At 64.9% G+C, this 18,992-nt stretch carries 18 protein-coding genes; 6 read left to right on the plus strand and 12 right to left on the minus strand.

The annotated features are described in order from the left end of the window. Positions 1-12 precede the first annotated feature (12 nt). Both rpoD and dnaG read right to left on the minus strand, forming a co-directional pair. Positions 13-2,154 carry an RNA polymerase sigma factor RpoD gene (gene rpoD, locus ACM43_RS06000; RefSeq protein WP_157285029.1) on the minus strand — a complete coding sequence of 714 codons (2,142 nt, stop codon included), beginning with the start codon at positions 2,152-2,154 and terminating at the stop codon, positions 13-15. Positions 2,155-2,531: 377 nt separating this feature from the next. Then, a complete protein-coding gene (gene dnaG / locus ACM43_RS06005) occupies positions 2,532-4,529 on the minus strand; it encodes a DNA primase (protein WP_271538885.1) in 1,998 nt (665 codons plus the stop codon). A 263-nt stretch (positions 4,530-4,792) separates the two neighbouring features. On the opposite strand from dnaG, the gene ACM43_RS06010 reads away from it, so the two are divergent. Beyond that, positions 4,793-5,356: a chlorite dismutase family protein gene (locus ACM43_RS06010; protein ID WP_157285031.1), complete on the plus strand. Its 564-nt coding sequence runs from the start codon at positions 4,793-4,795 to the stop codon at positions 5,354-5,356. A 209-nt stretch (positions 5,357-5,565) separates the two neighbouring features. Here the strand turns inward: ACM43_RS06010 and ACM43_RS06015 are convergent, their stop codons facing one another. Then, entirely contained in the window at positions 5,566-5,964 is a 399-nt protein-coding gene (locus ACM43_RS06015) for a gamma-glutamylcyclotransferase family protein (RefSeq protein ID WP_271538887.1), read from the minus strand. A gap of 76 nt (positions 5,965-6,040) precedes the next feature. Between ACM43_RS06015 and ACM43_RS06020 the strand changes: the two genes are divergently transcribed. Next, the gene (locus tag ACM43_RS06020; protein WP_271538888.1) at positions 6,041-6,844 is read left to right on the plus strand and encodes an N-formylglutamate amidohydrolase; all 804 of its coding nucleotides are present in this window, start codon (positions 6,041-6,043) and stop codon (positions 6,842-6,844) included. Positions 6,845-6,848: 4 nt separating this feature from the next. On the opposite strand, the gene ACM43_RS06025 is transcribed toward ACM43_RS06020, so the two are convergent. Then, on the minus strand, positions 6,849-7,469 hold the full coding sequence (locus ACM43_RS06025; RefSeq protein ID WP_081494564.1) for a LysE family translocator: 621 nt from the start codon (positions 7,467-7,469) through the stop codon (positions 6,849-6,851). 112 nt (positions 7,470-7,581) lie between these two features. On the opposite strand from ACM43_RS06025, the gene ACM43_RS06030 reads away from it, so the two are divergent. Beyond that, on the plus strand, positions 7,582-7,896 hold the full coding sequence (locus tag ACM43_RS06030) for an ArsR/SmtB family transcription factor (protein WP_271539814.1): 315 nt from the start codon (positions 7,582-7,584) through the stop codon (positions 7,894-7,896). A 28-nt stretch (positions 7,897-7,924) separates the two neighbouring features. Further along, a complete protein-coding gene (locus tag ACM43_RS06035) occupies positions 7,925-8,437 on the plus strand; it encodes an SRPBCC family protein (protein WP_271538889.1) in 513 nt (170 codons plus the stop codon). A gap of 154 nt (positions 8,438-8,591) precedes the next feature. On the opposite strand, the gene ACM43_RS06040 is transcribed toward ACM43_RS06035, so the two are convergent. Next, positions 8,592-9,362, minus strand: a complete 771-nt coding sequence (locus ACM43_RS06040) for a DUF2189 domain-containing protein (protein WP_271538891.1) — start codon at positions 9,360-9,362, stop codon at positions 8,592-8,594. A gap of 239 nt (positions 9,363-9,601) precedes the next feature. On the opposite strand from ACM43_RS06040, the gene ACM43_RS06045 reads away from it, so the two are divergent. Next, on the plus strand, positions 9,602-11,830 hold the full coding sequence (locus ACM43_RS06045; protein ID WP_271538893.1) for an ATP-binding protein: 2,229 nt from the start codon (positions 9,602-9,604) through the stop codon (positions 11,828-11,830). Positions 11,831-11,932: 102 nt separating this feature from the next. On the opposite strand, the gene ACM43_RS06050 is transcribed toward ACM43_RS06045, so the two are convergent. The 7 genes from ACM43_RS06050 to ACM43_RS06080 form a co-directional block, all read right to left on the minus strand. Then, complete coding sequence (locus ACM43_RS06050; protein ID WP_036009558.1) at positions 11,933-12,376, minus strand: hypothetical protein; 444 nt, start codon at positions 12,374-12,376, stop codon at positions 11,933-11,935. A gap of 2 nt (positions 12,377-12,378) precedes the next feature. After that, positions 12,379-12,732 (minus strand): nuclear transport factor 2 family protein, encoded by a 354-nt coding sequence (locus ACM43_RS06055; RefSeq protein ID WP_036009556.1) that lies wholly within the window; start codon positions 12,730-12,732, stop codon positions 12,379-12,381. A gap of 98 nt (positions 12,733-12,830) precedes the next feature. Then, positions 12,831-13,298, minus strand: a complete 468-nt coding sequence (locus tag ACM43_RS06060) for a MarR family transcriptional regulator (RefSeq protein ID WP_271538897.1) — start codon at positions 13,296-13,298, stop codon at positions 12,831-12,833. Between the two features lie 9 nt (positions 13,299-13,307). Further along, positions 13,308-14,918 (minus strand): acyl-CoA synthetase, encoded by a 1,611-nt coding sequence (locus ACM43_RS06065; protein WP_271538899.1) that lies wholly within the window; start codon positions 14,916-14,918, stop codon positions 13,308-13,310. A gap of 188 nt (positions 14,919-15,106) precedes the next feature. Next, positions 15,107-16,243, minus strand: a complete 1,137-nt coding sequence (locus tag ACM43_RS06070; RefSeq protein WP_271538901.1) for an epoxide hydrolase family protein — start codon at positions 16,241-16,243, stop codon at positions 15,107-15,109. Between the two features lie 126 nt (positions 16,244-16,369). Beyond that, positions 16,370-16,825 (minus strand): GatB/YqeY domain-containing protein, encoded by a 456-nt coding sequence (locus ACM43_RS06075; RefSeq protein ID WP_225174196.1) that lies wholly within the window; start codon positions 16,823-16,825, stop codon positions 16,370-16,372. A gap of 51 nt (positions 16,826-16,876) precedes the next feature. Continuing rightward, positions 16,877-17,587 carry an alpha/beta fold hydrolase gene (locus ACM43_RS06080; protein ID WP_271538906.1) on the minus strand — a complete coding sequence of 237 codons (711 nt, stop codon included), beginning with the start codon at positions 17,585-17,587 and terminating at the stop codon, positions 16,877-16,879. A 146-nt stretch (positions 17,588-17,733) separates the two neighbouring features. Here ACM43_RS06080 and carA point away from each other — a divergent pair, with 146 nt between their 5' ends. After that, entirely contained in the window at positions 17,734-18,924 is a 1,191-nt protein-coding gene (carA, locus tag ACM43_RS06085) for a glutamine-hydrolyzing carbamoyl-phosphate synthase small subunit (RefSeq protein WP_271538908.1), read from the plus strand. Positions 18,925-18,992 lie beyond the last annotated feature (68 nt).

Raw genomic sequence — 18,992 nt, forward strand, 5'->3', positions numbered from 1 at the left:
TGGATGCCTGGATCAATTATCCAAAAAGCTCCGCAGCTTCCGCGACCTGCTTGGATGCTTCAACTTCCTCAGCGCTTTCGCCTCGATCTGCCTGATACGCTCTCTTGTCACCGAGAACTGCTGCCCCACTTCTTCCAGCGTATGATCCGTGTTCATGCCGATGCCGAAGCGCATGCGCAGGACGCGCTCTTCGCGCGGGGTGAGCGAGGCGAGGACGCGCGTGGTGGTCTCGCGCAGGTTGGACTGGATCGCGGCGTCGATGGGCAGGATCGCGTTCTTGTCCTCGATGAAATCGCCGAGATGCGAATCCTCTTCGTCGCCGACGGGCGTCTCCAGCGAGAGCGGCTCCTTGGCGATCTTGAGGACCTTGCGGACCTTCTCTAGCGGCATGCCGAGCTTTTCGGCGAGCTCTTCCGGGGTCGGCTCGCGGCCGATCTCGTTGAGCATCTGGCGGGAGGTGCGCACGATCTTGTTGATCGTCTCGATCATGTGCACGGGGATGCGGATGGTGCGGGCCTGGTCCGCGATGCTGCGGGTGATCGCCTGCCGGATCCACCACGTGGCGTAGGTCGAGAACTTGTAGCCGCGGCGGTACTCGAACTTGTCGACCGCCTTCATCAGGCCGATGTTGCCTTCCTGGATCAGATCGAGGAACTGCAGGCCGCGGTTGGTGTACTTCTTGGCGATCGAGATCACGAGACGGAGGTTGGCTTCCACCATCTCCTTCTTGGCCTGGCGGGCCTCGCGCTCGCCCTTCTGCACGGAGTGCACGATCTTGCGGAACTCGACGATCTCGAGGCCGGTCAGCGCGGCGAGCTGATGCACCTCGTGGCGGAGGTCCTTGATGCGGTCCTTCTCGTGGTGGACGAAGTTCTTCCAGCCCTTGGCCGAGAGCTTCGAGACGCGGTTGAGCCAGCGCGGGTCTAGCTCAGAGCCGGTGTAGTTGCGCAGAAAGTCCTCGCGCGCGACGCCGTGGCTGTCGGCAAGGCGCATCAGGCGGCCCTCGTGCGAGACGAGGCGCTTGTTGATGTCGTAGAGCTGCTCGACGAGCGAATCGATACGCGCCTGGTTGAGGCGCAGCGACTTCACCTCGACGATGATCTCGTCCTTCAGCTTCTTGTACTTGCGCTCCTGGTGCGGCGAGAGCGACTCGTTCTGAAGCTGGTTCTGGATGTCCTGCTCCTGAAGCTTGCGCAGCTTCTTGTAGCTGTCGGCGATGCGGTCGAAGATCTCGACCACCTTCGGCTTGAGCTCGGCCTCGATCGCCGCGAGCGACATCTGGTTCTCGAACTCGTCGTCGTCCATGTCGGATTCGGCCGCGGCCTCGCCCGGATCCTTCTCCTCGCCGGCATCAGCACCGCCGCCGGCCGGCGCGGCGCGGAACGGGGTCGGCGACGGAGGCGCGGCGGGCGGCGCGACATGGGCGGGTGCGGCTGCAGACGCCGTGGCTTCGCCGCCCTCGGCGGGCGCTTCGCCGCCCTCGCCATTAGGACCTGCAATCATTGCGGCGTTCATGCCGCCCTTGGCGTCCGGGCCGGCATAGGTCGCTTCGAGATCGATGATGTCGCGGAGGAAGATCTTGCCCTCGTTGAGCTCGTCGCGCCAGATGATGATGGCCTGGAATGTCAGTGGGCTTTCGCAGAGGCCCGCGATCATCGCCTCGCGGCCGGCCTCGATGCGCTTCGCGATCGCGATTTCGCCTTCGCGGGAGAGCAGCTCGACCGTGCCCATCTCGCGCAGATACATGCGCACGGGATCGTCGGTACGCTCGCCCGGCTCGCTCTTCTTGACCTCGGTGACGGCCTTCTGGGTGACCTCGACGAGCTCGTTATCGGTCTCGTCGTCGCCCTCGTCCTTCTCCTCCTCGCCTTCGGTGTCGTCGGCTTCGGTGACGTTGATGCCCATGTCCGAGAGCATCGACATGATGTCCTCGATCTGTTCGGGCGAGGTCTGGTCGGACGGCAAGACTTCGTTGAGCTGATCGAAGGTCACGAAGCCGCGCTTCTTGGCCTGCTTGATCATCTTCTTCACGGCGGCGTCGGACAGGTCGAGCAAGGGCGAGGGCGCGTCCTGGGAATCCTTCTCCGGCGCATCCGCTGCCTTGTCGTCTTTTTCCTTGTCCTTCGCCTGCAGCGTCTTTGCCTTGGTGGCCATCCATTGCTCCTAAACGCGCTTCATGCGAGACGCATGCCCGCGCCTTCGCGTGAATTCACATGAACCTGTTGCTCGACGCTCTCGCTTCGGCAGCTCTCGACACGGAAAGGGCGGCGCACAAACCTCTCGCCACCCCCAACTTTCTCTCGCCGGAATTGCCTAACGCTTCGTCAGCCTCTTTGTCGCAGCGGATGCAGGTGTAGTGCCAACAGCGATTGCGCGGATTCATTCCTGACGCGTCTGTTATGCCTGCGGCCGCCTCTTGGCAAAGTGCTACAAGACCGTTAAGCCTCGATTAACCCTGTTTTTGCCGCCAAACCTAGGATTTGGCGAGTCTTTTAGCGGTTCCAGCCGCAGCCGTCCGCATGATTCTTTCATCACATGCTCTTCTGGAGCCGGCCCGACAGCTCGCCAAAACCCTCGATCAGGGCCTCGGTACCGTCGACTTCACCTATCCGAGCCTTGACGTCACGCAGCCACGCCAAATTGGCCTCGCTGGGATCCTCCCCCAAGGCCAGCTCGGCGTCTTTCAGCTCTCTAAGTAGTGAATGCCATTGCCGATGCAAGGCAACGAGCTGGTGCCAGGTGGCAAGAACGTCATCCCTCGCCGCGCCCTCGCGGGCGGCCCACACCGCCTGGGTCGTGATGACATTCTCAACCCTTTGAAGAGTTTGAGAAAATCCGCCCTTTGCGAGGTCACCCCGCATCTTTTCGGCCTGCTCGCCGGGGTCCGGCGAGTGGTGATGGTCGTTGGCGAAAGCGGCGATGATGGCAGCCCGGAGCTTGTGGGCCTCCGGATGGGCCAGCTCCAGGGCGGCGACCTCCTCCAAATGCTCGTGCAGCAGCCAGGGGTGGTTCATCAGGCATTGCAGGATCAGGGCCTCCCGGCGGGAGATGGCGCTGCGCTGGCCCCGCAGGATCGGGCTTGCCGCCAGCTGCGGGCTCGCCGCCTGGTAGGGGCCGGACGGCAGCAGGGTCGGACCCGGGGCGCCGCGGCGACCGCCGAACCCTTGGCCGCCGAATCGATTCGCCCCGCCCCGCGGCTGGAACGGGCGGCCGCCACCGGGGCGGAAATTGCCCCGGCCGCCAAAGCCGCGCCCGCCTTCGGGCGCGAAGGTGCGCTGCAGCCGCTCGACGAATTCGTCGCGATAATAGCGCCGCACCACCTCGTCGCGGATGCCGTTGGTGAGATCCTTGATGCGGGCCTCCAGCGCGGCGCGCCGTTCGGGCGTGGCGAAATTGCCGCCTTCGAGCTCGCGCGACCAGATCATGTCGGCGAGCGGACGGGCGGCGCCGATCACCTCCTCGATCGCGCCGCGCCCGCCGGAGCGCACGAGATCGTCGGGGTCCTGCCCTTCCGGCAGCAGCGCAAGGCGAAGACTCTTGCCGGGCGCGAGGAATGGCAGCGCAAGATCGGCAGCACGATAGGCCGCCTTCTGTCCGGCGCGGTCGCCGTCGAAGCAGAGGATCGGCTCGTCCGCCATCTTCCAGAGCAGCACGAGCTGGCTCTCGGTGAGCGCGGTGCCGAGCGGCGCGACGCTGCCGGCAAAGCCGGCGGTGACCATGGCGATGACGTCGACATAGCCTTCGACCACGATCAGCGGATTGCCGTCATGGGTGGCTTTGCGCGCGGTCTGGTGGTTGTAGAGATTGTCGCCCTTGTGGAAGAGCGGCGTCTCCGGCGAGTTCAGGTACTTGGCCGGAACGTCCTTCTCCAGCGCACGCCCGCCGAACGCGATGACGCGGCCGCGCAGATCGGTGATCGGAAACATCACGCGATCGCGGAAGCGATCGTAGGGAACGGGGATATCGTCGCCGCCGATCAACAGGCCGGTCTCGATCATGTCCTCGACGGAGACGCCGAGCTTGCCGAGATGCTCCTTCAGCGCGAAGCGATCGGGCGGGGCATAGCCGAGGCGGAACTGCAATTGCGTCGCCGGCGAAATGGCGCGGTCGGCGAGATAGCCGCGCGCTTTCGCGCCGACGCGCGAGGCCAGCGTCTCGGCGAAGAATTTCGCCGCGAGATCCATCACGTCATGCAGCGAGCGCCGCCGCTGCTCCTCGCGCGCGGCGTTGGGCGTCACCGCCGGCAGCGGCAGGCCCGCCATATTGGCGAGCCGCTCCACGGCTTCCGCGAACGGCAGGCCGTCGGTCTCCATCACGAAGCTGATGATGTCGCCGTGCTTGCCCGAGGAGAAGTCATGATAAAAACCCTTCTGGTCGTTGACGTAGAAGGACGGCGTCTTCTCCTGCTGGAACGGCGACAGCCCCTTCCACTCGCGCCCGGCCTTCTTCAGCTTGACGCGCTTGCCCACGACCTCGGAGACCGAAAGCCGGGCACGAAGCTCGTCGAGGAACTGGGGTGTGAAGCGCATGGGGCGAGTTTAGCCGAGCGTTTGAGTCGGGCGAAGGATCAGGGATATAGGGACGGCCCGGTCAAAGGCCAGGTTTGTCGGGCTTATCCGGCTTATTCGACCTATGCACAGGGCCGTCATTCCGGGGCGCCCCCGCAAGGGGCGAGCCCGGAATCCATTGCGCCGCCGGAATGCGGGGAGAAATGGATTCCGGGCTCGCGCTGCGCGCGCCCCGGAATGACAGAAAGCTTGAACCGCGCCCGGTTCCACGCTTCCATACGGCCATGTTCAGGACCTTTCGGGGCGGCCAGACCGGGGGTTGGCGGGTGACCTCGCTCTCGCCTGTGACGGGCGAGTCCCTGCCCTTCGTGCCGGCGCTGTCGGTGACCGACAGCGAGGCCGTCTCGTTGCCACTGGTGCCCTCGCGCAATGCCTGGCGGCTGGTCGGCGTCGCCAGCAGCCTGCGCTACACCGAAAGGCCTGAGAAGCAGCAGCTCGTCGCCGTGCAGGCCGGCCTCGGCCGGCTGGAGGCCACCAGCGCGGCGCTGATTCCGATCCGCAAATCGCAGGCCTGGTGGGAGCTGACCCAGGAAGAGCGCCGCAAGATTTTCGAGGACAAGTCGCACCACATTGCCAGCAGTCTTCGTTTTCTGCCCGCGATCGCGCGCCAGCTCTATCATTGCCGTGATCTCGGCGGCCCCTTCGATTTCCTGACTTGGTTCGAATTCGCGCCCGCGAACGCCTCGCTGTTCGAGGAGCTGGTGGCGATGCTGCGGCGGACCGAGGAATGGACCTATGTCGAGCGCGAGGTCGACGTGCGCGTGGTGAAGGAAGTGCTGTCGGCTTGAAAGCGGGATGGCTTTAGTCTGGATCGATTGCCGCGGCTCGCTCACCTCTCCCGCTTGCGGGAGAGGTCGGCGCGAAGCGCCGGGTGAGGGCTTTCTCCTCTTGGGGATTGTCCCATTGCGGAAGCACCCTCTCCCCAGCCCTCTCCCGCAAGCGTGAGAGGGAGCCCACCTCCGTCGTTGCAACAATCGAACCTAATTTCATCAAGCCTTTAATGCTCCAGGAAGCGCCCGGATGCGATGCGCGGCAGATCGGTGACGGGCCAATTGTAGACGTAGGTCCAGGCCTTCCCGGTGGCGCCGTCGGGCAGCGTCACCTCGATCATCTGTCGCAGATATTCCGTCGGCTCGGGAAAGCCCTCGCCGCAGGCCTCGTACATGTCGAGTTCGCGCAGGAGCTCGTCCGGCACGCGCAGCTGAAACAACTCGCCATGGACGATGTCGGTCGGCGCCTCGGAGAGCAGCAATCCCGGATAGTGCTTCACCAGAACGAGCCGGCCGCGGCAGGTGGCTTCACTGATGAATTCCGCATGGCCGGCGAGCAGCCGCGCCATGGGGTGGTCGAAGCCGCGCATCAGGGTGCCGTAAACGAAAAGTCTATCCGAGCTCATGCCGTTCCAACGTTGCGGCATCGGTGCGATACCGCTACTCCGTTTACACAGTTTGTCATTCCATAGGCAAATCAGGATGGCTTTGGACATAGCCGACGCAACCGACCAGCTGCTCGGCGAGGGCGACATTCCGCCCGTGCATGAGGTGAATACGGCAGGCACATCGCCGTTCCTGCTCACCGCGGACCATTACGGACGGGTGCTGCCGCGCGCGCTCGGCGATCTCGGCGTCGCGGACCGCGATCTCGACAGGCACATCGCGTGGGACATCGGCATCGCCGGCGTCGCCGAGCGGCTCACCGAGATGCTCGATGCGCAGCTGATCGCGCAGCGCTATTCGCGCCTGGTGATCGACTGCAACCGACCGCCGGGCGTTGCAAGCTCGATTCCCGTGATCTCCGAGGCGACCGCCATTCCCGGCAATGAGGATCTGTCGGCCGCGGCCAAGGAGATGCGCCGGCGCGAGATCTTCGATCCCTATCACCGCCGGATTGGCGCGGCGATCGATGCGCGCATCAGGGCGGGCAGGCCGACCGTGCTGGTGGCATTGCACAGCTTCACGCCGGTTTTTTACGGCGAGCCGCGGCCCTGGCACATCGGCACGCTCTATCACCGCGACACCGTGCTGCCGCGGCTGATGCTGCAGCATTTGCGGGGCGAGAGCGCGCTCGTCGTCGGCGACAACCAGCCTTATGCGGTGAGCGACATCACCGACTACACGATTCCAATCCACGGCGAGGCGCGCGGCCTCGTCAACACCGGCATCGAGATCCGCCAGGACCTGATCACTGAGGAGAGCGGCCAGCAGCAATGGGCCGAGCGGCTGGCGCGGATCCTGCGCGAGATCGAGGCCGCGCTACGCGAGCAGGGAATGAGTTAAGCGGTCACTTCGCCCGCGTCAGGGCCAGCCAGATGCCGCCGCCGATCATGAAGCCGCCTGAGATGCGCGACACCATCCGCGTGCGCCGCGCCGAGAAGAATTTTCGGGCGCGCCCGGCGGCAATCGCGTAGAGCGCATCGGTCATCACCGCCGTCACCATGAAGGTGGCACCCAGCAGCGCGACCTGCGGGAAATGCGGCTGGCTCATGTCCATGAATTGCGGGATGAAAGCGCCGAAGAACACCAGCACCTTGGGGTTCGACAGCAGCACCAGGAATCCCTGCAGGAAGAAGCCGCCGCGCGGCGGCGGAGGCGGCGCGTCGACATCGACGCCTTCGACCGGCTCCCAGATCAGCTTGATGCCGAGCCAGATCAGATATGCGGCGCCGGCAAAGCGCACCCAGTCGAACCAGTAGCCCATGGTCGCCATCAGCGAGGTCAGGCCGATCGCAACGATGCCGATGACGATGGCAAGCCCGGCCTGCGCGCCGGCCACGTTGATGAGCGCCGCACGCGTGCCGTGGCGCAGGCCATTGGCGATGACGAGGGTGACGATCGGCCCCGGCAGCAGCGCCAGCGCAATGCAGGCGGCGACGAAGGCGAGGTAGGCTTGCATGGACATCATGGGAGGACTCGCTGCGGTTCGGACGCATTAATGCATGGCCGAAGCTGGAACGGAAGTCGCGTGAGCCGTTCCATCTTGACACGCAACCATTTAGTTGCCTATTCTCACCGCCATGGATGAGGTCTTCAAGGCGCTCGCGGATAGCTCGCGACGTTCACTGCTCGACAGGCTTCACGCCAGGAACGGCCAGACACTGAACGAGCTCTGCGAGGGGCTTGCGATGACGCGACAGGCCGTCACCAAGCACCTTTCCATCCTGGAGGAAGCGAACCTCATCACCACCATCAGGCATGGACGCGAGAAGCTGCACTACCTCAACCCGGTGCCGATCCATCAGATCGGCGAACGTTGGATCAGGAAGTTCGAACGCAGCAGGCTCGCCGCGCTCAACGAGCTGAAACGTCAGTTGGAGAACGGCAACGAGTGAGTCCGCTCAACGAAGGATTTGATGAACGATGAACCTCGATCAATTCAAGCCGCTGATCGTCTACACCATCTACATCGCCTCGACGCCGGAGAAGGTGTGGGAGGCGCTGACGTCCGCCGAGTTCAGCCGCAAATATTTTTCCGGCTTTGCGGTGGAGATGGAGCCGAAGCTCGGCGGCAGTTTCGTCGTGCATGCGCCCGACGGCTCCGAGCACATCCGCGGTGAAGTGTTCGAATACGATCCGCCGAGGAGGCTGACGGTGAGCTGGAACGTCAATTGGCCGGACCTCGTGGAAAAGCTCGGCACCACCATTGTCACCTACGAGATCGAGCAGGCCGGCGAAGCCGTGCGCCTCACCCTGAGCCAGCGCCATGATCGCGAGCTCAGCGACGACATCCTTTCCGGCGGCCGCACCGGCTGGCCCGCGATCCTCTCCGGATTGAAGAGCCTGCTGGAGACCGGCAAGGCGCCGCATATCGAGATGTCCCCGCCGGTGCGGTTGCTGGAGGCGCTGAAGGCGATGGGGATCAAGGTGCCTTGAGCGAGGCAATCTCCGCTGTCGTCCCGGGGCGCGCGAAGCGCGAGCCCCGGACCCATAACCACAGGATGAAGTTTGGCGAAGACTCGTGGTTACGACTTCGCGCCCCAACTTCTCCCTGGGGTTATGGGCCCCCCGCCTTCGCGGGGGCGACGGCCTACACCGGCGCCACCAACCGGCGGTACAGGTGCCATGTCGCATGCCCGAGCACCGGCAGCGTGACCACCAGCCCGAGAAAATAGGGCAGCGCCGAGACGATCAACAGCATCACGATCAATGCGGCCCACGAGATCATCGGCAGCGGGCTCGTCACCACCGCGCGCACGCTCGTCACCATGGCCGTGACGAAATCGACCTCGCGATCGAGCAGCAGCGGGAACGACACCACGGTCAGCGAGAACAGGATCAGCGACAGCACGGCCCCGACCGCGTTGCCGATGGCCAGGAACAAGAGGCCCTCGCTGGTCGTCAGCACCACCGTCATGAACTCCTGCAAGCTCGAGAACGAGGCGTTGAGGCCGAGCAGCAGCGCGATCAGGAGCCGCACCTGGTACATCCAGACCACGAACACGAACAACGTCACGAAGGCCATCCAGCCGATCTCGCTGCGCGAGCGGATCGCGGACCAGATCGCAGCGAACGAGACCGGCTTGCCGCGCTCGCGGCGCCGGCTGACCTCGTAGAGGCCGATCGCAACGAACGGTCCGATCAGCGCAAAACCGGCAGCGAGGGGATAGACCAGGTAGACCATGCCGAGGGCGGTGAGACAGAGCATGATGACGATGCCGCCGGCGGCATAGAGCGCGCCGAAGCAGAGACCGTAGAGCGGCAGCGCCTGGAAATCGCGCAGGCCCAGGGCCAGCGCCTCGGCGATGTCGACCGCCGCCACGGGACGCACCACCGGATCGACCTTGCCCGAGATGGACATCAGCTTCCTCCGCAGATCGGCGCGATCTTCGTCGCGCGCATACCGCGATATTAGCGCCGCCGCGCGGCGGCGCAACTTGATGCCGGCCGGCGCGAAGGGTGGCAGCGAAAAGACGATGCTCGCACGGCGAAATCGTTAGCCTTTCGCGCGATTTTGCACCGACCGCTATGGACGGGGCAGATGATCGTGCCGCAAATTGCACCTCAGAATACCGTCGCCCGAGAGCCGATCGCCCACCGATGAGCCTGCGTACCCGGTTACTTATCCTCGTCATCGCGGCCATGCTCGTGCCGGCGATTCTGGTCGGGCTGCGCTTCGTGCAGAACCGGACGAGCGAGATCGACGCGGCGCTGGCAAATCTCGCCGCATCCGCCGACGACATCGCCAGCGATCTCGGCGAGAAGATCCAGGGGACTGCCCAGCTTCATTACGGGCTCGCCCGTGCCCGCGACCTCGACACGCGCGACAAGGCGGCATGCTCGGCGTTTCTGTCGGATGTCCGCGAGGAATATCCGCAGTTCACGGGTATCCTGACCATCGATCCCGACGGCAGGCTGTTCTGCGACTCGCTGCGGACCAACCGCACGCTCGACCTGAACGACCGCGGCTATTTCAAAGAGGTCAAGACTCTTCACGGCCTCGTCGCGGTGGAACCGGTGTTCGGCCGCCTCACCGGACTGTCGGTGCTGCAGATCGCCTATCCGGTGCGATCGGATACAGGCGCGCTGAAATTCGTGCTGCTGGCGTCCTTCAACCTGAACAAATTCGCGGAGTTTCACGACAAGCGGCTGCTCGCCGAGAAGGACATCCTGCTCGTCGACGCCAAGGGCACGGTCCTGGCCGCCCCCAAGCGCGGCGGCTGGAGCGTACCCATCGGCGGCTCCATTGCGGGCTCCGACCTGTTCCGCTTCGCGGCAGATCCCGACGGCGAACCATTCCGGGAGATCGCCGATCGCGACGGCCGCACGCAGATCTGGGGCGTTGCCCGCTCGCCCGCGATCCGCAAGGCCGGACTCTATATCTTGGTGGGGCGGTCCAAGGACGGACTGATCGCGGCAGCGAACCGCCGGCTTTACGAGGACATGGCGATCCTGGCGGTCGCCTCGCTGCTGCTCCTCGCCGGCCTCTGGATCCTTACGACGGTGAGCATCGGACGGCAGGTCGGACGGCTCGCCGCCATGGCAAAGAGTCTCGGGCACGGCGATCTCAGCGCGCGCATTCCGGAGCCCCACCCGGGGGGCGAGCTCGGCGGGTTGATGACGCTGCTCAACAGCACGGCCGAATCGCTCGAGCAGCAGCGCGCCGCCATTGCCGATCTCAGCCACAAGCTCAGCCAGTCACAGAAGATGGAAGCCATGGGCCAGCTCACGGGCGGCGTGGCGCACGATTTCAACAATCTCCTGACCGTCATTCTCGGCAATTCCGAGCACCTCGCCGACAGGCTTGCGGGCAACGAGGAATTGCGCCGGATCGCCGACGACATTGCGACCGCCGCCGAACGGGGTTCCGACCTGACGCGGAGCCTGCTCGCCTTCGCGCGCAAGCAGCCGCTGCGGCCGCGCGAGATCGACATCGCCGAGCAGGTGACCGGCATGGAGCAGCTTCTGCAGCGGACCCTGGGCGAGCATATCGAATCCAGCTTCACGTTCGCACCGGATCTCTGGCTCGCCAGCGTCGATCCCGGCCAATTGGCGACGGCCGTGCTCAACCTCGTGCTCAACGCGCGCGACGCGATGCCTGACGGCGGCAAGCTGATGGTCGAGGTGCGGAATGCATCGCTCCGTGAATCCGACCTCGACGTCAACGGCGAGCCGCGGCCCGGCGACTACGTCATGCTGGCCGTGAGGGATACCGGGTCCGGCATGAGCAGCGAGGTGTTGCAGCGCGCGTTCGAGCCGTTCTTCACCACCAAGGAGGTCGGCAAGGGGACCGGCCTTGGCCTCAGCATGGTCTACGGATTTGCGCGGCAATCTGGCGGACTCGTGCAGATGCAGTCCGAACCGGGTCAAGGCAGCGTGGTCCGGCTGTTCTTTCCTCGCCTGCCGACGTCGTCGAGAGAGGAGCCGTCGCCGCCAGCGCGTGTCGCCGCACCCGAGGGATACGAGACGATTCTCGTCGTCGAGGACGACGACATGGTGCGCGCCTATGTCGAGAACGAGCTGAAAGCGCTCGGCTACCGCGTCATCACGACGGCAAACGGACCCGCGGCGCTGGACGTGCTGCGCCAGTCCGCGGACATCCAGCTGCTGTTCACCGACGTCGTGATGCCCGGCGGCATGTTCGGGCCGGAGCTGGCGAGGCAGGCCGTTCAACTGCGGCCCGGTCTCAAGGTGCTCTTCACCTCCGGCTACAGTCAGGATCCGGTCAAGACGCCCGACGGGATCGACGCGCGCATTCTGACCAAGCCGTTCCGGCGCAAGGAGCTCGCCGCGATGCTGCGCGCGGCCCTTGCGGAGCCGCCGCGCTAAAGCGCGATGCGGTTAGGATGAATCGCCATCGCGCTTTAGATTGTTGTTTGAGCATGATCTGTTCGGAAAACCGCTTCACACTTTTCCGGATCATGCTCTAGATCAGGACGCGATCGTGAGCTGCAGCGCCACTGCGATATTGGCAGCGAACAGAGCCGCGTCGATGACGAAGATCCGGAGCATCGGGCCCTTCAACACCGGCCAATAGGCCACCCCGACGCGGCCACCGCGCATCAGCACCGGGACGTTATAGGCGAACTGGCTGAAATGGCAGGCGGCAAAGAACAGGAACAGCGCGAGCTGCGCTTCGACCGGCTGGAAGAAGGACGGACGGGCGGCCAGAAGATAGAGCGACAAGAGCCCGATCGGCAGATTCATGCCGCCGAGGAACGCGACGCTTGCTGCAAGGGTCGGCGCGATCGGATTGCTGCGCTCCTCCCGCGGCAGCAGGATCTTCAACGTGTTGGTTTGCGCGATGCTGAACTGGATGAACGCGCCCACGAACCAGAGCGTGTTGAGGAGCAGGACGATATCCGAAAATCGCATGGTCATTTCCCGTAGAAGGCTTCGCTGCGCACCACACGGCCCGCATCGTCGAAGTCCATGAATTCGCTGGCGCGCGTATCGCCCAATTGCCACCACACCGTCAGTCGCGCGATCGCCTCGTCCCAGCTCCAGTCCAGGATCTTCAGGTCGGCGCTTTCGATGTGGCCGTAGGCTTTCCGCCAGTAGGCGCGAATGTTCTCGGCGCCGGTGACGGTCGGAGACCCCGTCAGGGTGAGCGCGAGAGGGCTGCGCATCTGCGCATCGTCGGCAAAATGGGCGACGACCGCGTCGATGTCCACTTTGCACCAGTTCGCGCACCATGCCGCGACGAAGCTTGCGGCGGCCGCGCGGTCCATTGCCTGTCCGCTCACGACACGGATCCTCCCTTCGGCTTGCGGCCAGGAAGGTGGCAAAGCGCGCGCCTCATGTCAACTATGTTGACTTGAGACTTCGGTCAATTGTTGTCGGCGATCGCCTCCATCACGCCGATCCATCCCGCCGCACCGCTCGCCCCGGCGCGCGCGAACGCTTCGCGCAGAACCTGGCGCTCGTGGTCCGAGGCGCGTTGCTCGATGCGCCGCCCCGCTTCCGTCAGGCGCAGCAATTTCGAGCGGTGCTGCTCCGGCGCGCGCTTTGAGGTCAGGAGCTTGCGCTCGAGGAGCAGATTGAGCGGCCGGTTGAGGGCCTGCTTCGAAATGCCGAGGATCTCGATCAGCGCGCCGATGGCGATATCGGGCCGGCGCGCCACAACGTAGAGGATGCGATGGTGCGGACGCGACAGGCCCTGCTTGGCCAGATATGCGTCCGCCTCAAGCGTCATGCCGCGCCAGCCGTAATACATGAGCTCCAGCGCCGTATCGAGCTCGTGCAGCTTTACAAGCGAGGCGCGGTGAAGCCCCGCGGCTTGAGACGTCTTTGCCATGATTGGAAGCTAGCCTCTCGCCCGCAGCTCGCGGCGCAGCACCTTGCCGGTCGCCGTCATCGGCAGCGTCTCCGCGAATTCGACGAAGCGCGGATATTCGTGCGCGGCAAGCTGCACCTTGACGAAGTCCTGAATCTCGCGCGCGAGCGCGTCGCTGCCGGCAAAGCCCGGACGCAGCACGATCCAGGCCTTGATCGATTCGGTACGGATCGGATCGGGAATGCCGACCACCGCAGCCATGGCCACCGACGGATGTTTCATCAGCGTGTGCTCGATCTCGGAAGGGCCGACGCGGTAGCCGGCGGTGGTGATGACGTCGTCCTCGCGGCTGACGTACCAGAAATAGCCGTCCTCGTCCTGCACTCCGAGATCGCCGGTGAGCAGGAAGTCGCCGGCATATTTCTTCGCGGTCGCCTCCGGATTGCGCCAATATTCGAGCATGGTGACGGGGCACGGCTGGCGCACGCCGATGATGCCGCGCTGACCCCGCGGCAATTCCTCGCCCTTGTCGTTGACGATGCGGACATCGAAGCCCGGCGTCGCCTTGCCCATCGAACCCGGGCGGATCGGAAACAGGTTAGCATTGCTGCCGATCACGAGGTTGCACTCGGTCTGGCCGAACACCTCATGCGCGTCGACACCAAACGTCTCGCGCACCCAGCCGAGCAATTCCCCCCCGAGCGATTCGCCGCCGGTGAAGATGCTGCGCAGCTTGACGCCGGAATGCTTGACGCCGGCCTGCCGCATCAGCTTCAGCGCCGTCGGCGGCAGGAATACGTTGCGGACGGCAAGATCGGCCATCATCTGCATCGCCGCCTGCGGCTCGAATTTCCGCGCGCGATGGCCGACCAGGGGAATGCCGTGGTACCAGAACGCGAGCAGACCGTTGATGAGCCCGCCGATCCAGGCCCAATCCGCCGGCGTCCACATGAGATCGCCGGGCTTGGGCAAGAAGTTGTGGCACATCTCCACATTGGGCAGATGGCCGAGCACGACGCGATGCGCATGCAGCGCGCCCTTCGGGTTACCCGTCGTGCCCGATGTGTAGATGATCAGGGCGGGATCGTCGGCCGAGGTGTCCGCGCGCGTAAAGTCGGGCGAAGCGGCCTTCACCGCATCCCAGAACGATGTCGTGCCGGCGGGCACGCGCGCGCCGACGATGTAGACGCTCCTCAGTTCCGGCAGGCGGTCGCGGATCTTGGACAGCTTTTCCCAGCCGGCTTCGTCGGTGACGATCGCCTTGGCTTGCGAATTCGACAGACGGAATTCCAGCGCGTCCTCGCCGAACAGGGCGAACAGCGGGATCGAGATCAGGGCCGAGCGAAACGCCGCCATATGCACGATCGGCAATTCCACCGACTGCGACAGGAACACCGCGACGCGGTCGCCGCGGACAAGCCCGTCCGCCTTCAGCACATTGGCGAAGCGGCGCGACATCTCCGCGATCTCGTCGAAGGTGGTGCTGGTGGTGGCGCCGGTGTCGTCGACATAGATCAGCGCAAGCCGGCCGGTGCCGTCGGCGTAGCGATCGCAGCACGCTTCCGCGATGTTGAAGCGCGCGGGGATATCCCAACGGAAGTTGCGGACGAGTTCGTCGTAGGTTGCGGCTTCGGTCAGCATGGGCTTGGCGTTTCCCGGGATCTTGTTGTTCTTGTGCAGTCTAGGGCGGCGCACGCAGGGGACAAGCCCCGCGATGTCATTCCGGGGCGCCCGCAGGGCGAGCCCGGAATCCATCGGAGCACCGGAAAACGCTGCCTGATGGATTCCGGGTTCGACGCTAGCGCGTCGCCCCGGAATGACAGCGGAGGCTACCGCACCGTTGCGAAGAACTTCCGGACATCGCGCACGAACAGCTCCGGCTGCTCGAATGCCGCGAAGTGACCGCCCTTCTCCATCTCGCTCCAATGCGTGATGGCATGGAAGTTCGGCTCCATCCAGCGCCGCACCGGCGTGATGATCTCCTTTGGAAACACCGCGACGCCCGTCGGGACCTTCACCACCGGCGTGGTGCGGCGCTTGCCAAAGCTCTCCCAATAGAGCCGCGCCGACGAGGTCGCCGTCTGCGTCGCCCAATAGAGCGTGACGTTGTCGAGCAGCTCGTCCTTGCTGAAGATGTTTTCGGGGTGGCCATTGCAATCGGTCCAGGCCCAGAACTTTTCCAGGATCCAGGCCGCCTGTCCGCTCGGCGAATCCGTCAGGCCATAACCGAGCGTCTGCGGCCGCGTCGATTGCTGCTTGGAGTAGCCGGAATCGAGATCGACATAATGCTTGAGGCCCACCAGCGCCCGTTTCTCTTCTGGCGTCGGCTCGCCCTCGACCTTCGGCGCCGCGTTGAATGCGAGCGTGATGTGGATGCCGGCGCAATGAATGGGGTCCTGCGCGCCGAGCGAGGTCGTCACCGCCGAGCCCCAGTCGCCGCCTTGGGCGCCATAACGCGCGTAGCCTAGGCGATCCATCAGCTTGGCCCAGGTCGCGGCAATGCGATCGACGCCCCAGCCCGTGGTCCTTGGCTTACCCGAGAAGCCGAAGCCCGGCAGCGAGGGACAGATCACGTGAAAGGCGTCGGCGGGATTGCCGCCATGCGCGGCAGGATCGGTGAGCGGCGCGATCACCTTCTGGAACTCGACGATGGAGCCGGGCCAACCGTGGGTGATGATCAACGGAAGCGCCGAAGGCTCCTTCGAGCGCGCATGAATGAAGTGGATGTCCAGCCCGTCGATCTCGGTGGTGAACTGCGCGAAGCGATTGAGCTTTGCCTCGCGCGAGCGCCAGTCATACTCGTTGGCCCAACAGGTGCAGATCTCCTGGATCCATTTCAGCGGCGCGCCCTGGCTCCAGTCGTCGACCAGCTCCGCATCCGGCCAGCGCGTGCGGGCGAGGCGTGACTTCAGGTCGGCGAGGATGTCGTCGCCGATGGCGATGCGAAATGGCTTGACGGTGGTCATCGTGCCTCCCCTTGTTCTTGTTGTCATTCCGGGGCGCGCGTAGCGCGAGCCCGGAATCCATTTCGCAACGGAGTCGGAAGCCCGATGGATTCCGGGTTCGTGCTCCGCACGCCCCGGAATGACGACTTAGCCCGACAGCGCTGCCTTCACGAGACCGGACGCCTTGCCGAAATCCATCTGTCCCGCGTATTTCGCGCGCAGCGCGGCGATCACCTTGCCCATGTCCTTCATGCCGCCCGCGCCGGTCTCGGCGATCGCATCCGCGATCGCCTTCTTCACGTCGTCGTCGGACATCTGCTTCGGCAGATACGCCGAGATCACCGCGATCTCCTCGCGCTCCTGCGCGGCAAGCTCGGCGCGCCCCCCCTTGTCGTAGAGCTCGACCGCCTCCTGACGCTGCTTGATCATCTTCTGCAGCACCGCCAGGATGTCGGCATCCGACAGCGGCGGCTTGCCGCTGCCGCGCGCGTCGATGTCGGCGTTCTTGATGGTCGAGTTGACCATGCGCAGCGTGGACAGCTTGCGCTCGTCCTTGGCCTTCATGGCCTCCTTGACCGCATTGTTGATGTCGTCGCGCAGCATGATCGTGATCCCTTCGAATATCCAACGCTTGATCTAGGCCGTTCGTGGCCTTCAGACAACCTCGGTTCGGAGCCATTCGGTCAGCGCTTGAACGGTCGCCTCCGGCTGTTCGGCTTGCGGCAGGTGCCCACAGCGATCGAGGATCACGAGCCTGGCGCCGGTGATCCCCTCGGCCATCTCCTTGGAGAAGGCGTTGGGGATGGTGTTGTCGGCATCGCCCGTCAGCACCAGCGTCGGGCATGTGATCGTCGCCAGCAAGGGTCGCGAATCCACCCGTGCGATGATCGCGCTCTGCTGCCGCAGATAGCCTTCGACGCCGACGTCCTCGTCCTGCGCATGCACGAGCGCGAGAATCCCGGCATCGTCACGCCGCGACGGATGCACGAGCTCCGGAAAACTCTCCTCGCGCACGGCGCGCAGCTCGCCGCGTCTGGCGCGCTCCATCTGGGCACGGCGGCGTGCGGTGGCTTCCGGCGTGTCGGGCCGCGCCTGCGTGTTGATCAGCGCGAGCTTTGTCACGCGCTCGCTGGCCTGGCGCATGATCTCGAAGGCGATGTAGCCACCCATGGAATGGCCGGCGAGGGCGAAGCGCGGCGGCGCATCGGCGAGGATGCGGCGGGCGATCGCCGCCATGCTGTCGTCGCGGATGTGGTTGGCGACCGTCACCGGCCCGAAACGCCAGAGCGCAGGGATCACGGACGCATAGATCCGGGCCGAGGACGCCAGCCCCGGAACCAGCACAATGGGGGTGGTCTGGTCCATTATTGCCTCGCAAGCCCAGGAAATTGCCGGAAATTGTGCGGCCGAGCTTAAGGGTGGGAGGAGGCCTGTCAAATATGCAAAAACGCATGTGAATCGGCCTTCTCTCGCTTTGACGTGCACACGCGGGGGGCTTATGAAGCGGGCTCATGACACAACATGACAACGATCCCGCCTGGCCGGACCACAAACCGACCGCGCTCCTCGTGCTTGCCGACGGCACGGTGCTGGAGGGCTTTGGTCTCGGCGCCGAGGGCCACGCCGTCGGCGAGGTCTGCTTCAACACCGCAATGACCGGCTATGAGGAGATCCTGACCGATCCCTCCTATGCCGGCCAGCTCATCACCTTCACCTTCCCGCATATCGGCAATGTCGGTACCAATGAGGACGACATCGAGACGGTGAACATGGCCGCGACGCCCGGCGCGCGCGGCGTGATCCTGCGCACCGCGATCACCAATCCCTCGAACTACCGCGCCACCAAGCATCTCGATGCCTGGCTCAAGGCCCGCGGCATCATCGGCCTCTCCGGCATCGACACCCGCGCGCTGACCGCGCTGATCCGCTCCAAGGGCATGCCCAACGCCGTGATCGCGCACTCGAAGTCTGGCGAGTTCGACCTGCACGGCCTCAAGGAGGAAGCGCGCGAGTGGCCGGGGCTCGAAGGCATGGACCTCGTGCCGATGGTGACGAGCGGCCAGCGCTTCACCTGGGACGAGACGCCCTGGGCCTGGGACAATGGGTTTGGCAGGCAGGACAAGCCCGAGTTCAACGTCGTCGCCATCGACTACGGCATCAAGCGCAACATCCTGCGCCTGCTCGCCGGCGTCGGCTGCAAGGTGACGGTGGTGCCGGCGACGACCCCGGCCGAAGACATCCTGGCGATGAAGCCGGATGGCGTGTTCCTGTCCAACGGTCCGGGCGATCCGGCCGCGACCGGCAAATATGCCGTGCCCGTGATCCGCGACGTGATCAAATCGGGCACGCCGACCTTCGGCATCTGCCTCGGCCACCAGATGCTGGGCCTTGCCGTCGGCGCCAAGACCAAGAAGATGCATCAGGGCCATCACGGGGCCAATCACCCGGTGAAGGACGAGACCACCGGCAAGGTCGAGATCACCTCGATGAACCACGGTTTTGCCGTGGACGAGACGACGCTGCCGAAGGGCGCGACGCAGACCCACATCTCGCTGTTCGATGGGTCCAATTGCGGCATCCAGCTCGACGGCAAGCCGGTATTCTCCGTGCAATACCACCCCGAGGCCTCACCCGGCCCGCGCGACTCGCACTATCTGTTCCAGCGCTTCGCCGACCTGATGCGGCAGAGGAAGAGGGCGTAAGGCGCGTTCTCCCCGAATACTTCACCACAAAAGTCCGGGCTCGCCCGGACTTTTTCATTCCGGGGCGC

The sequence above is a fragment of the Bradyrhizobium sp. CCBAU 45321 genome, from assembly GCF_028128975.1.
GTDB lineage: Bacteria > Pseudomonadota > Alphaproteobacteria > Rhizobiales > Xanthobacteraceae > Bradyrhizobium > Bradyrhizobium yuanmingense.